Below are 13,606 nucleotides of genomic sequence, written 5' to 3'. Positions count from 1 at the left end.
AACAAAAAAACGCTGGCTTAGTGCAACTAAACCAGCGTTTTTATTTCTTTAACCCAATGGATTATTTAATTACTTTCAAAGTAGGCTTGCCCTTTCTAGGCGGAACAGGCGCATCTTGTACATCGTTAGTATCCGCGTCTTCCAAAGACGTTGGGCCGCTGGGTGATGTATCATCTTGGGCATCATCACTGCGCTCTTGCTGCGCTCTAGCGACATCTTCTTCGGTAGCGAACACCGTACCCGCACCATTCTCGCGAGCATAAATTGCTATTACAGCCTCGCAGGGCATACTCAATCGACGAGGTTGACCACCAAATCGTGCTTGAAAAGACAACCCATCAATATCGAGAGAGAAGTTAACACACGCGCTTGGCGAGACGTTTAAAACGATCTGACCGTCTTTAACGAATTCCTGCGGCACTTCAACCAACTCGTTAGTGGCATCAACCACAATATACGGCGTTAAGTCGTTATCAACAATCCACTCATAAAAAGCCCTAAGCAAATAGGGCTGGTTTGACGTCATAGATGTCATAGTGGGTTGTGGATCTCACGCTCTTGGTCAGTCAAAGACGCTTTAAATGAACTGCGAGAGAAAATGCGATTCATGTAAGCGTTAATTTCTTTGCTGCCAGCACCATTTAGCTCAATACCTAATGCAGGTAAACGCCATAATAGCGGAGCAAGGTAGCAATCAACTAAGCTAAATTCTTCGCTCATGAAGTACGGCATTTCACCAAATACTGGTGCAAGCGATAGCAACGCTTCGCGCAGTTCATTACGAGACGCTTCAACGTCACCTTCACCACGAAAAATACGGGCAGCAAGCGAGTACCAGTCTTGCTCGATGCGGTGCATCATAAGACGACTTTGACCACGTGATACTGGGTATACCGGCATAAGTGGTGGATGAGGGAAGCGCTCATCAAGGTATTCCATGATGATGTGCGACTTGTAAAGTACAAGTTCGCGATCAACTAGAGTTGGAACAGTACCGTAAGGGTTTAGCTCCAACAGATCTTCAGACAAGTTGCTAGGATCTGTGTAGCTGATTTCAACACCCACACCTTTTTCTGCCAACACAATGCGCACCTGGTGGCTATAAATATCAATTGTGTCAGAGAACAACGTCATAATAGAACGTTTATTCGCGGCTACGGCCATTCAATTTCCTCCGTCGAGAAACAAGTTTACGCTTACATAACAGTAAGCTTATTACGTTAACTCGTGCTATCTGAAGACCCTATTTTAAGGATTTTCAGATAGCACGAGTAAATACCAAAAAAAGGGGGCGAGAAGCCCCCTTTTCATATTATACATAAATCTGTGCGATTAGTGCACTTCTCGCCAGTATTCTTTCTTCAGTAAGTAAACAAATACAAACAATACTGCGATAAAGATAAGTACCCACTTACCGATTTTGTGAGATTCAAGCTTTGAAGGCTCACCTGTGTACTCTAGGAAGTTCACGATATCGGCAACAGCTTGGTCGTACTCGTCAGGAGACATTGCGCCAGTACCATCTGACTTAATGCCTACATAACGCTTAACCATTTCGCCATCAACCATTTGCTCTTCATACGTACGTGTTGGCGTACCTTGAAGTGGTTGAAGTACGTGTGGCATACCTACTTCTGGGAATACTGTGTTGTTCACACCAAATGGGCGGCTTTCATCAACATAGAAAGAGCGCAGGTAAGTGTAAATCCAGTCTTCACCACGAACACGCGCCACTAGCGTTAAATCTGGTGGAGCAGCACCAAACCAGCCAGCAGCGGCTTCTTCAGGCATTGCACGCGTGATGTAGTCAGACACTTTTTCACCCGTAAACTGCAGGTATTCTTGACCTAGTTCGTCAGGAATACCCAAGTCTTGGAATGAACGCTGATAGCGCTGATACTTCATTGAGTGGCAGCCTAAGCAGTAGTTCATGAACAACTGTGCACCGCGCTGTAAAGACGCCTTATCGGTTAAATCGATAGGCGCTTTATCAAGGTGTACGTTTCCGCCTGCCGCAAGCGCTACGCCAGGTAGGAAGAAGGCTAAAAAGCACATCATTTTTTTCATTTAGAAATCCTCTCTGGCACAGGTTTAGTGTTTTCATTTTTGCTGTACAAGAACAGTGCAATGAAGAAACCGAAGTACATTACCGTTGCTACTTGCGACGCGATAATTTTCCAGTTTTCTTGTGGTGTACCACCTAGGTAACCTAGGAAGATAAACACAATGGCAAACACAATAAGGTTTACTTTGTGCAAACCACAACGATAGCGCCACGATTTAACGCGACCGCGGTCAACCCAAGGCAAGGCAAATAGCGCTGCAATTGCACCAAACATTGCGAGTACACCGAATAACTTATCAGGTACTGCTTTCAAAATCGCATAGAACGGCGTGAAGTACCACACTGGGAAGATATGCTCAGGTGTTTTCAGCGGGTTAGCAATTTCAAAGTTAGGGTGCTCTAGGAATTTACCGCCCATTTCAGGCGCAAAGAACAGCACATAAGTAAACAGTGCTAAGAATACACAAAACGCCACAAGGTCTTTAAGAACAATGTGTGGGAAGAACGGCAACACGTCATCAGCAATGTCGTATTTGCTTGTGTAGTATTCGTGAATTTCATATTTTGTCTTTTCAGACTCAGGTAATGAACCTTTTTTGTGCTTAATAGCAATACCATCTGGGTTGTTAGAACCCACTTCGTGAAGCGCAATAATGTGCAGGAACACAAGAATTACGATAACCAATGGCAATGCAATAACGTGCAGTGCAAAGAAACGGTTTAGCGTTGCTCCAGAGATTACATAGTCACCTTGTAGCCATACAACAAGGTCTGGACCTACAACAGGTATAGCACCAAATAGCGATACGATTACCTGTGCACCCCAATAAGACATTTGGCCCCAAGGCAATACATAACCCATGAATGCTTCTGCCATAAGTGCAAGGTAAATGAACATACCAAACACCCATAGAAGCTCACGAGGCTTCTGATAAGAACCGTAAATCATGCCGCGGAACATATGCATGTACACAACAATAAAGAACGCCGAAGCGCCAGTGCTGTGCATATAACGAATTATCCAACCGTAGTCGATTTCACGCATGATGTATTCTACAGAGGCAAAGGCACCTTCTGCAGATGGAACGAAGTTCATGGTTAACCAAATACCAGTAACAATTTGGTTTACCAGAACGATAGTAGCTAGGAATCCGAACACATACCAAAAGTTCATGTTCTTTGGAGCCGGGTATTGAAGAGCGTGCATATTTGCAACGCGCATCAGTGGGATGCGTTCTTCAATCCAACCGAGGAAAGCATTCATGTTAAGCAACCTCCGCTTCTGAGCCGATGATAACCGTTGTGTCATCAACGAACTGATAAGGCGGCACAACCAGGTTCAATGGTGCCGGTACGTTTTCAAATACACGTCCTGCCATATCAAACTTGGAACCGTGACAAGGGCAGAAGAAACCGTCTGGTACACCCTCAACAATCTCTTCAAAGGCACCGTCTTTCAGGTGCTGAGGAGAACAGCCAAGGTGAGTACAGATACCTACAAGAATTAGGTATTCTTCCTTCATTGAACGGAAACGGTTTTGAGCAAAAGTTGGTTGCTGCTCAGCTTCAGAGTTAGGATCTTTCAGCTTATCTTCGTGCGTGCCAAGTTCTTCAAGAATTTCAGGCGTACGACGTACAATCCATACAGGCTTGCTTCGCCACATTACACGTACTAACTGTCCAGGCTCAATCCCGCTGATATCAACTTCAACGTCAGCACCGGCGGCTTTCGCTTTGGCGCTTGGATTCCAGGACGCAATAAAAGGCACAGCAGCACCAACAACACCTACACCGCCAACTACCGACGTGGCAACGGTCAAGAACCGACGACGATTGTTGTTTTCTGGCTGGTTATTGTTTTGTGCAGACTCTGTTGCATCTACAGATACATTGCTCATCCACATTTCTCCAGGTTTGGATAATTATGATGTGTAACCCAAGCTTATACTGGTTTTATCACGCTTGTGTCATGCATCATATGGCTTGTCATGACACCATCGTAGCAGTAAAAATTTACTGGTTTACGAGGTCACGAAAGTTTTCAAAATTTTCGACCGCAAATGATAAAAGAAAAGCCCTTATAAACACAAGGTTTTACTGATATTTAAGCGATAATTTAATTCAAATAGTGTGTTAAGGTTTAGTGAGGGAAAGGCCTAAAATCAAGGTTTTGAAGAATATTTGGTAAGATAACCCCTACAAATTAAACCTTTGTTATGAAATACCTCACCATGTAGGTAATGTCGAGCGCCAGTAAACGCGGGGCTGGATTAACATTTAGATAATAAAAAACCCGGCACAAGCCGGGTTTTTGCAATACAAAAAGCGTAAAAATTAACGCTTTGAGAATTGTGGACGCTTACGCGCTTTGTGTAGACCAACTTTCTTACGTTCAACGCGACGTGCGTCACGAGTAACGAAGCCAGCTTTACGAAGTGCTGGACGTAGTGCCTCATCGTACTCCATAAGAGCGCGAGTAAGACCGTGACGGATTGCACCTGCTTGACCGTTAGAACCACCACCTTTAACAGTGATGTATACGTCAAACTTTTCAGTCATTTCAACAAGTTCAAGTGGCTGACGAACAACCATGCACTCTGTTTCACGACCAAAGTACTCGTCAAGAGCGCGTTGGTTTACTTTTATGCTACCTGTGCCTGGACGTAGGAACACACGAGCAGTAGAACTTTTGCGGCGGCCTGTGCCGTAGTATTGAGTATCTGCCATGTTAATAGCTCCTTAAATGTCCAAAACTTGTGGTTGCTGTGCGGTGTGCTTGTGCTCTGCACCTGCGTAAACTTTCATTTTACGGAACATTGCGCGACCTAGAGGGCCTTTTGGCAACATGCCTTTAACTGCTTTTTCAATAACCATTTCTGGCTTGTGAGCAATTAGTTTTTCAAAGTTTGTCTCTTTAAGACCACCTGGGTAACCAGAGTGCGCATAGTACATTTTGTCTTGCGCTTTACGGCCTGTTACCGCAACTTTCTCAGCATTGATTACAACGATGTAATCACCAGTGTCCACATGAGGCGTGTACTCTGGCTTGTGCTTACCACGAAGGCGTAGTGCGATTTCAGAAGCCAAACGGCCTAGAGTTTTGTCTGTGGCGTCTACCACATACCAGTCACGTTGTACCGTTTCTGGCTTAGCAACAAAAGTTTTCATTTTCAAATTCACCCGAATAATATCGTCGTTACTGATTTCTGAACACCAGAAATCACCTTAAAATCAACACAATGACCCCTTCGAGCCGGCTGATTCTTCCACCTTCCCAAAGGTGGGCGTAACTGGGCAGGGCGCGAATTATACAGGAATTGATAAAAATGCGAACCCCCAATAACAAAAAATATGGATAAAATTCCATCATCTGCCGATGACATAAAAAAACGATTTAGGGTAACGTCGAAAAGACTTATTCAGAATTCTTAATAAAAAATGAAAATGCCCTGCTTCGTAGCTTCAATGATGATGCTACACACGTTGCTTGCCGCAGATGTAAATGCTAAGGAATTCGTATACACACGTGCGTTTGCTGATGATGATTATGGCATTTATCATGTAGCGGTGCTCCATGCCGTATTGAACGCAACAAAGGAATATGGCGATGTAACCCTTGTCCCTCATCCTCAGCCAATGACGCAAAGTCGACAGATGCTATCCTTATCAAAGGGAGAAGCAGACATAATGTGGAGCGTAACAAACCAAGCTCGAGAGCAAAAACTTATTCCTATTAAGCTCCCTTTACTCAAAGGTTTTTCTGGATTCAGAGTACTTGTCATTAATCCATCACGGCGAGAGGAGCTCACCAAAGGCGCAGATAGCCGAACCTTAAAAAGCCTTACGATGGTTCAAGGCAGCGATTGGCCCGATATTGACGTATTAACGGCAAATGGGTACAGCGTTGAAGGGGAAGATTGGAGTTTGTGGTTTGACTCAATGTACTCAATGGTCTCTCGCAATCTCGGCGACGCCTTTCCCTGCAATGTCATCGAAGTACAACGCGATCTGGAGCGCCACAAAGATAAGTATGTCACTTTAGAGCAGTTTCATTTATTAAAATACCCCAACTACGAATACTTCTTTGTTAGCCCAGATAACCCGACCCTAGCGAATAAGTTGACATTAGGTCTTATCAGGATACTAGAAAATGGAGAACTCGAACGCATCTTCAATAATTTCGAAGAGCACAGAAAAGCAGAAATACTTGCCGATGCTAAAAATAGAAAAGTACACAATCTCGGCAACCCAGCAATACCTCACAAACTAGATTACGCGCGGTAGAATAAATACAAAGAATTTGCAATACGCGCGCTCAAAAAGAGATGTTAGAGTAAAATACTAAGCGCTTAAGGTTTTCTTAAGATTTCTTGTTTAGTGTTTTGATTTGTTTTTTATCAAAGAGTTTTTTATGCGTGTACTGCTTGTAGAGGACGATAGGCCGTTGTCTGACGCCCTCGCCATTTCACTAAAGAACGCCAACTTCACAGTAGACTGTGTTTATTCAGGCGCAGATGCTCTTGCAACACTTAGAGCGGGCCAAAGTGACATTGTCATTCTTGATTTGGGTTTACCCGATACTGATGGCCTCGACGTACTAAAATCTATTCGAAAGAAAAACGCAACGCTTCCTGTGTTGATCTTAACTGCACGGGATAAAACGCTAGACAAAATCTCTGGCCTAGATGCCGGCGCCGACGACTACTTACCTAAACCGTTTGAAATAGAAGAACTGTTAGCTAGGATTAGAGTACTTGAGCGTCGTCTGAGCACAGCATCTCACACCATTGTTTGTGTTAAGAATGTTAGACTTGATACTGCCCATCATACGCTTACTATCGACAATCAAAACATTCACTTACCTCGACGTGAACTCATGCTACTAAAAGCGCTTATTGAAAACGCAGGGCGCATACTGAGTAAAGATCAGCTGGAAAGTAAACTTTATGAGTGGGGAGAGGAAGTGGCAAGCAACACAATAGAAGTACACGTGAGTAATTTGCGTAAAAAAATGCCTCCTGAGTTTATTAAGACTATTCGAGGCGTCGGTTATTGCATTTCAAAATCGGGGGAGTGAATTGTCTTCAATTCGCCGCTTTCTAATTCTTACGCTGATCAGCGCGCTTGTTTTAGTGATATTTAGTGCAGCACTTAAAGGCTACCGCGCTACGCTGGGTATATCGAATACCTTGTTAGATAACGAGTTAGTTGAGCTATCCCGCGCAATCTCTTACGTAGATAGCGGCACCCGCACACAGCAACAGACACTTTTCTTCCAGGTATGGAAACAAGGTAAGCTGGCCAGCTCATCTACTGACGCGCTAAGTACGCCGTTAACCAGCTTTTCCGAGGGCTTTTCTGAAGTAAACGCACTGGGCACACGTTGGCGGGTACATACCCGGTTTAACCCGAATAATGATAGCTGGTATATGGTGGCTCAACCCGTAAGTAGTCGCTTCACTTTAACTGACTCGCTAACTGTAGCCGCCATCACCCCTTTTATAATTAGTGTGCCTATTCTTGCGCTCATTCTCTTTTTTGGCATTACTTGGGGACTATCGCCGTTAAAACACCTTTCAAAACTCCTTGCCAGTCGGCAGGGAAATGATTTTTCTACCATTGCGTTATCCCGTGAGCCCAGTGAACTTAGTCCCGTGGTCACTACGTTAAACACCATGTTCACGCGACTGAATTCAGCATTCGAACGAGAGCAGCAATTCGCATCAAATGCGGCGCATGAGCTTAGAACTCCGCTTAGCGTGATGAAGATAAACATTCACAATATTGCGAGCGAGTTAGGTGAGAAAGGCCACGTGTTGGCTCCCCTCAAAGCAGACACCGACAGAATGATCCACGCGGTAAATCAATTCCTTTTACTGACTCGCACCAGTCCAGAAACGTTTGCAGATCAGCGAGAACCTGTAAATGTGTATGTGGTCGCGCAAGAGGTAATTAGTGACTTATACGGAGCCATTGAAAATAAGCACCAAGAAATTGCACTGGAAGGAGATGAAGCCTGGTTGCTCAGTTCCCAATTTGTCCTTTACACCTTGCTTCAAAACTTAGTAAGCAATGCGAGTAAATACTCTCCTAGCGGTGCACAAATAATAATTAATATTGAACGACGGAAAGACGAGCTTATTTTGAGCGTCTGCGATTCTGGGCCAGGCATTCCTGCTGACCAGCGCGCTGTCGTGCTAAACCGATTCAAAAGAGCATCTAACAGCTCCCCTCATTCTGGAAGCGGCTTGGGACTAGCTATTGTAGAGCAAATCGTTGTATTACACGGGGCTGAACTCTCTTTACATGAAAGTTCGCTCGGGGGATTAGAAGTTAGGGTGGCATTTTCCAATGACTGCATACTCTAAAATTTCTTTATTCTTTTTTTCAGCCCTTTGGGCTTTTTATACGCCCCTTGTGTTCGCCTTACCTGAAGTAGTGGTGGAAATAAAAGAGCATTTATTCTTTCCCCAGGAAGTGATTGTTCCTGCAGGGCAAAAAGTAAAGCTAACCTTTGTTAATTTCGATGATACCCCCGAAGAAATAGATAGCTTTTCGCTGAACAGAGAAAAAGTGATATTTGCGAAAAGCCGAGGGACCATCTTTATTGGCCCATTAAAAGCCGGTGAGTATCCTTTTTTTGGCGAGTTTCATCCTAATAGCGCGGTAGGAAAGGTAATAGTTAAAAACAAAGAGGACACGCTGGATGCTAATTAATACTGTCGTTCTCTTCTTGCGTGACACCTTGCCCATATTCCTGCTCATTAGTGTATTGCTGGCGCTGCCGCGTGTGTCTACGCTTGCCGTTGCGTGGCGGGTGTCGCTGCTGGTATTGCTCGCTGTATTTACCTACCCCCAGCTAGGACTGGTATCGCAGCTATCAGAAGGTGCCGGATTTGAGTATCTCAAATCAATACTGTTTTTTATTGCGTGGTTGGGCATGTGCCTTGTTGTACTTTTGCCGTCACGTATCTCAAATTGGTTCAGTCTAGGCCTCACCCTACTAGTAATAGGTATTGGCTTACCCAATTCGCTGCACTTTTTAGTTTATTTTGTTTCCGAGTTATCACGTAATAGTGATAGTACGTTATTACTCTTGGGCACTATCATTGGTCTGGGTATAAGTATTAGCATCGCTATTCTACTTAATATTTTGCTCACCCACTTTGTTAGCAAGCGAGCAACATGCTTTTTTGCAACCACATTTGTGGCAGCTCAAACCGCTAATATCGCATTACTATTGGAACAAACTGACACCTTCCCATCGCCAAGGCAACTATGGGATAGCAGCACAATAATTAGCGACAATAGCGAATATGGTCATCTTCTGAATTCTCTCGTTGGCTATGAGGCTACGCCCTCGACGAGCTATTTATTGGTGTTTTTCTTCGCACTTATCGTGCCTAATTTAATTGCTTTCTTTTCTTCAAAAAAGAGATTCTCTGATGAAATTCAGGAGGTCGCACAGTGAGACGTTTTCTCCTTACTGCTATCGCATTATACGCCGTGTTTTCAAGTAACGGTTATGCAGATAATTTTACCGTAGATAAGGTTTATCACCCTTATGTATTACCCTTTGAACGTGAGTTTGAGTGGCGACTTACCTCAAGACAAAATGACGATGGCAATGTTTTAATGCAACGCTTCTCGTTCGGCCATGCACTTTCAGAATTTATGATCCTCGAGACATACCTTGTCGGTGCGCGAGATGAAAATGAAGATTTTGGCTTAGAAAGCTACGAAGTAGAATTACGCTGGATGATGACTGAACAAGGGCGATACTGGGCTGACTGGGCAACGCTGTTTGAGCTGGAAAAGCAGCACAATACCGATGACTGGGAAGTTAAAGCGGGGTTATTAACAGAAAAAGAATTTGGCCAATTCAGTTTAACAACTAACATTAGCTTGGTGTACGAGTGGGGTCAAACTGTTGAGAATGAATGGGAAAGCGAATTTAAAGCCAAGTTTAGGTATCGCTGGATCCCTGAAGTACAACCTGGATTAGAAGTGTATGTAGCAGAGGACTTTATCGGGGTTGGTCCAGCATTCATGGGCATAAAACGCTTTGACCGACAGAAACAGTTAAAATGGGAACTGGGCTTTATTGCCGGACTAAATGGTGACAGTAAAGATCACACACTTCGCATGTCGTTGGAATACGAATTTTAATGCAAGTTTGCACTTTAGCGCCTAACTTAAGCTTTCCTTAAGGTTCAACATTTAAAGTGCACGTCATTCGATGATTTACCAAATATTCTTATGCACCAGTTTGACGTCAGTGTTGTTTTACCTGCTAAAAATGAAGCCAAAAACCTTTCTGCTTTGTTACGAGAAATTGCAGAAGTGGTTCCAAGTACAACAACAGAAATTATTGTTGTTGATGACGGTAGCAGCGACGACTCCCTAGCCTTGCTGCATAACCTTTCAAGCACCTTGCCGGTAAGTTGTCGTGTCATCGTCCACCCTATTAGCTGCGGTCAAAGCACTTCGGTTTTTCACGGCGTTTTACAGGCAAAAGGAAAGTGGATCATCACCCTTGATGCTGATGGGCAAAACGATCCTGCTGATATACCGCGACTGATTCGCGCAGCTAAAGAGACTAATGCAGGGCACTTCTGCGTTATCGGACATCGTAAAAAGCGAAAAGATACCCCGTGGAAGCGATTTCAGTCTAAAGTTGCCAATCGTGTTCGCCAGTGGATCCTACAAGATGACACACCAGACACGGGCTGTGGCTTGAAACTCCTCCCAAGAAGTACCTTTTTACTTTTACCCTACTTCGACCATATGCACCGGTATATTCCCGCTTTAACTAAAAGGCTTGGGGGAGAAGTGGTATGTGTATCGGTCAATCATCGCGCGCGTTTAGAAGGTAAATCAAATTACACAGCGTGGAATCGTGGCTGGGCAGGGATCATCGATATGCTTGGCGTTAGATGGCTAATGTACAGAAATAAGCTTAATCACATTGCCAGCGGAATGGGTCATGAAGACTAATATTCGCCGCCTCAAAAGCTTCATACGGTTTTTCATCGGGGCAGCAAGCATTGCCCTTATCTGCTATGTGTCGTTTGAGGTCACTGGTGAAGTATGGAAGCACGGTGATGATACAGATTGGTTGAATGCCTATATTTCAAATTTAAATTGGCAATCGCTGTGCATGATACTGAGTGGTTGTGTTGTACTTTTAACCATGGGTTTTCCCCGTCAGGCTGTCAGTTTTTTTTGCGGAGTGGGCTTTGGTGCATTGCAGGGAGGATTAATTGCCTTGTTGCTAACGGTATTGTCTGCATGCATAGCCTACGCATTAGCAAATGGCCCTCTGCGCTCACTTGCCGTCCGTCTTTTAGGTACAAAATTAAAGCCTGTTGAAAACAAACTGGCCAAGCGAAGTTTTCGCAATGTGCTAATTGTTCGTTTATTCCCTGTTGGCTCTAACTTAATAACAAACGCCGTCGCAGGTGTGCTAAGCGTTCCGTTTGCCCCGTTTATTGTTGCAAGTGCAATCGGCTTTGCGCCTCAAACTTTTTTGTTTACCTTGCTTGGAAGCGGTTCTCGATTTGTCAGCTCCCTCGAACAGCCTTTACAAATTGGTGGTTTAATCATTAGCCTTCTTCTACTTCTATCCTTATCAGGTATTTCTCGTAGGAGTGAGCCGTCGTGAGGCTTGTGCTTAATTCAAATAGCCATGCATCTACCCTGTTCTTTTTTGCCTGTGCTCTGATATTTGTCGGTCTGGGTTTCAGAGATGCTTGGCCCCCCGATGAGCCTCGATTCGCATTGGTCGCAAAAGAGATGGTGAACAGCGGACAGTGGCTTGTGCCCATGCGCGGTGGCGAAATTTATCCAGACAAGCCCCCTGTGTTTATGTGGTGTATTGCCTTATTTTACCTTATTACAGGTAGCCTGAAGGTGGCTATGCTCCTGCCTAACGCTATCGCAAGCCTTGTCACTTTGGGGATAACCTACAGGCTATCGCTAAGACTTGCCAGTGAAAAAGCGGCAATGTTGAGTATGCTCGTACTTCTACTGAGCCCGCAGTTTCTTATTCAAGCCAAATTTGCTCAAATAGATGCCCTTGTCGCCTGCTTTATCTGGATTGGTGTCTACGGACTCATTCAGCACTTTTACTTGCATGTTAATTGGCGGTGGTACTTTGCAGCATGGTTCTTTATGGGGCTTGGGATCATAACCAAAGGCGTTGGCTTTTTACCTGTTCTTTTATTTATCCCCATTGCATTTTTCGCATTTACCAGCGGCTCACATCGCGGCAAGTGGTCATTGCGCATGTTGTTTGGCCCCTTAGTCATGCTATCAGTTGTGGCGATGTGGCTTGCACCTCTGTTTTATCTTGGTTTGATAAAACAAGAGCCTCAAATACAACAATACTTGTCGAATATTTTGTTTAAACAAACGGCTGAGCGATATGCCAATGCCTGGCACCACATAGAGCCTTGGTATTATTATATTGTTGAAGTTATTCCTGTATTTTGGATAACGCCAATTGCCATACTTGTATCAAAAGCTAAGTCGTTAAAAGATGTACTTATTCACAAGCCCGCTTACTCATCCTTGTTGATATGGGTAATATTGGTTGTCATTTTCTTTAGCATCAGCCCAGGTAAACGTGGTGTTTATGTTTTACCGGCACTGCCTGCGTTGAGTATGGTTGCAGGTCTGGTACTTGCTAATTCAACTTTATCAAGAGGCTTGGTGCTTTTTGCGCGCGCAGTTACTTCGTTAATCTCTGCCGTTTTATTGATTGCTGGCTTAGCACTGCTATTTCACGAGCCCACCGCTGTTAAGCTGATGACGCGCTTTGACAGCGACAGCGAAACCCTTGTTCGTTTAAGCATAGTATTACTTGTACTCGGTATCGCTGGGCTTTGTACTCATATTGTCTACTATGTTTACAATAAAAAGCGCAACGCAGGGGATGGAAAATTACTCGCCCGCCAATTACTGGCATGGCTTTTCATTTTAACTGTAATTCCTTCCACATTCGGTGCATGGCTGCTAAATGACTACCGTACTCCCCGTATAGTCCTTCAAAATGCAGAAAGCCAAATAAGTAATATGTTGACGAAGGATTCAACTGCCTTCGAGGTAGGGATAGTCAGCTTTAAAGAACAGTATTTTCTTTATTCACCCTTTGAAATGGCTCATTTTGGTTACCATACCCCTCAAGAAGTAGAAAACGGTACAGCGTGGGCTTGGTTGACCGATACTTCCGAGCCTTCCCGCGAGCAGACAAAGATTTCAGGCCGGCGGGTTAGACCGCCAATGCGTCAACGCTTTTTGTTAGTTCCAAGTGACTACAAATTTCAATGTGTAGACTTATCACAAGCCACTTCAATGGGCGCAGCCCACCGTGACGAATGGTTATTGCTTCCTGCCACTGCTGCAAACGCTACCTGTGATTTACCGGCTAACGGCCCAGTTTTTAATAGCTATGACGGCTCAGCGATTAATTAGCTTGGGCGTTCTTAACATTTTGGACTGACATTTATAAAAGTTTTTCCCACTTAAGGTTCTCTTAAG

Annotated in this window: 16 protein-coding genes; 9 read left to right on the top strand and 7 right to left on the bottom strand. The window is 44.2% G+C overall.

Annotated elements, in window-relative coordinates; genetic code table 11:
• Nucleotides 1-61 precede the first annotated feature (61 nt).
• From BK026_RS18230 to rplM, 7 genes are all read right to left on the bottom strand, one after another.
• Nucleotides 62-535, bottom strand: coding sequence for a ClpXP protease specificity-enhancing factor (locus BK026_RS18230; protein WP_083575123.1), 474 nt, complete (start codon nucleotides 533-535; stop codon nucleotides 62-64).
• Complete coding sequence (gene sspA, locus BK026_RS18225) at nucleotides 532-1,164, bottom strand: stringent starvation protein SspA (protein ID WP_071817192.1); 633 nt, start codon at nucleotides 1,162-1,164, stop codon at nucleotides 532-534. The genes BK026_RS18230 and sspA overlap by 4 nt, the downstream gene beginning before the upstream one ends.
• A gap of 168 nt (nucleotides 1,165-1,332) precedes the next feature.
• On the bottom strand, nucleotides 1,333-2,067 hold the full coding sequence (locus BK026_RS18220; protein WP_014948333.1) for a cytochrome c1: 735 nt from the start codon (nucleotides 2,065-2,067) through the stop codon (nucleotides 1,333-1,335).
• A complete protein-coding gene (locus BK026_RS18215) occupies nucleotides 2,064-3,329 on the bottom strand; it encodes a cytochrome bc complex cytochrome b subunit (protein ID WP_071817190.1) in 1,266 nt (421 codons plus the stop codon). Before BK026_RS18215 ends, BK026_RS18220 begins: the two co-directional genes overlap by 4 nt.
• 1 nt (nucleotide 3,330) lies before the next feature.
• The gene (gene petA / locus BK026_RS18210; protein ID WP_071817188.1) at nucleotides 3,331-3,963 is read right to left on the bottom strand and encodes a ubiquinol-cytochrome c reductase iron-sulfur subunit; all 633 of its coding nucleotides are present in this window, start codon (nucleotides 3,961-3,963) and stop codon (nucleotides 3,331-3,333) included.
• Between the two features lie 436 nt (nucleotides 3,964-4,399).
• A complete protein-coding gene (gene rpsI, locus BK026_RS18205; RefSeq protein ID WP_014948330.1) occupies nucleotides 4,400-4,792 on the bottom strand; it encodes a 30S ribosomal protein S9 in 393 nt (130 codons plus the stop codon).
• A 12-nt stretch (nucleotides 4,793-4,804) separates the two neighbouring features.
• Nucleotides 4,805-5,233 carry a 50S ribosomal protein L13 gene (gene rplM / locus BK026_RS18200; protein ID WP_014948329.1) on the bottom strand — a complete coding sequence of 143 codons (429 nt, stop codon included), beginning with the start codon at nucleotides 5,231-5,233 and terminating at the stop codon, nucleotides 4,805-4,807.
• A 297-nt stretch (nucleotides 5,234-5,530) separates the two neighbouring features.
• On the opposite strand from rplM, the gene BK026_RS18195 reads away from it, so the two are divergent.
• The 9 genes from BK026_RS18195 (at nucleotide 5,531) to BK026_RS18155 (ending at nucleotide 13,540) form a co-directional block, all read left to right on the top strand.
• Nucleotides 5,531-6,349, top strand: coding sequence for a transporter substrate-binding domain-containing protein (locus BK026_RS18195; protein WP_256253901.1), 819 nt, complete (start codon nucleotides 5,531-5,533; stop codon nucleotides 6,347-6,349).
• Between the two features lie 127 nt (nucleotides 6,350-6,476).
• Nucleotides 6,477-7,142 (top strand): response regulator transcription factor, encoded by a 666-nt coding sequence (locus tag BK026_RS18190; protein WP_071817769.1) that lies wholly within the window; start codon nucleotides 6,477-6,479, stop codon nucleotides 7,140-7,142.
• A 1-nt stretch (nucleotide 7,143) separates the two neighbouring features.
• On the top strand, nucleotides 7,144-8,433 hold the full coding sequence (locus tag BK026_RS18185; protein WP_071817184.1) for a HAMP domain-containing sensor histidine kinase: 1,290 nt from the start codon (nucleotides 7,144-7,146) through the stop codon (nucleotides 8,431-8,433).
• Nucleotides 8,417-8,782 carry a cupredoxin domain-containing protein gene (locus BK026_RS18180; protein ID WP_071817182.1) on the top strand — a complete coding sequence of 122 codons (366 nt, stop codon included), beginning with the start codon at nucleotides 8,417-8,419 and terminating at the stop codon, nucleotides 8,780-8,782. The genes BK026_RS18185 and BK026_RS18180 overlap by 17 nt, the downstream gene beginning before the upstream one ends.
• On the top strand, nucleotides 8,772-9,536 hold the full coding sequence (locus tag BK026_RS18175; RefSeq protein WP_071817180.1) for an FTR1 family iron permease: 765 nt from the start codon (nucleotides 8,772-8,774) through the stop codon (nucleotides 9,534-9,536). Before BK026_RS18180 ends, BK026_RS18175 begins: the two co-directional genes overlap by 11 nt.
• Complete coding sequence (locus BK026_RS18170) at nucleotides 9,533-10,234, top strand: hypothetical protein (protein WP_071817178.1); 702 nt, start codon at nucleotides 9,533-9,535, stop codon at nucleotides 10,232-10,234. Before BK026_RS18175 ends, BK026_RS18170 begins: the two co-directional genes overlap by 4 nt.
• A gap of 90 nt (nucleotides 10,235-10,324) precedes the next feature.
• Nucleotides 10,325-11,062 carry a glycosyltransferase family 2 protein gene (locus BK026_RS18165; protein ID WP_071817176.1) on the top strand — a complete coding sequence of 246 codons (738 nt, stop codon included), beginning with the start codon at nucleotides 10,325-10,327 and terminating at the stop codon, nucleotides 11,060-11,062.
• Nucleotides 11,052-11,729, top strand: coding sequence for a TVP38/TMEM64 family protein (locus tag BK026_RS18160; RefSeq protein WP_071817174.1), 678 nt, complete (start codon nucleotides 11,052-11,054; stop codon nucleotides 11,727-11,729). The genes BK026_RS18165 and BK026_RS18160 overlap by 11 nt, the downstream gene beginning before the upstream one ends.
• Entirely contained in the window at nucleotides 11,726-13,540 is a 1,815-nt protein-coding gene (locus BK026_RS18155) for a glycosyltransferase family 39 protein (RefSeq protein WP_071817172.1), read from the top strand. The genes BK026_RS18160 and BK026_RS18155 overlap by 4 nt, the downstream gene beginning before the upstream one ends.
• Nucleotides 13,541-13,606: the final 66 nt, after the last annotated feature.

Source organism: Alteromonas sp. V450 (genome assembly GCF_001885075.1).
GTDB lineage: Bacteria > Pseudomonadota > Gammaproteobacteria > Enterobacterales > Alteromonadaceae > Alteromonas.
This window is presented reverse-complemented; position numbering and strand designations above follow the sequence as displayed.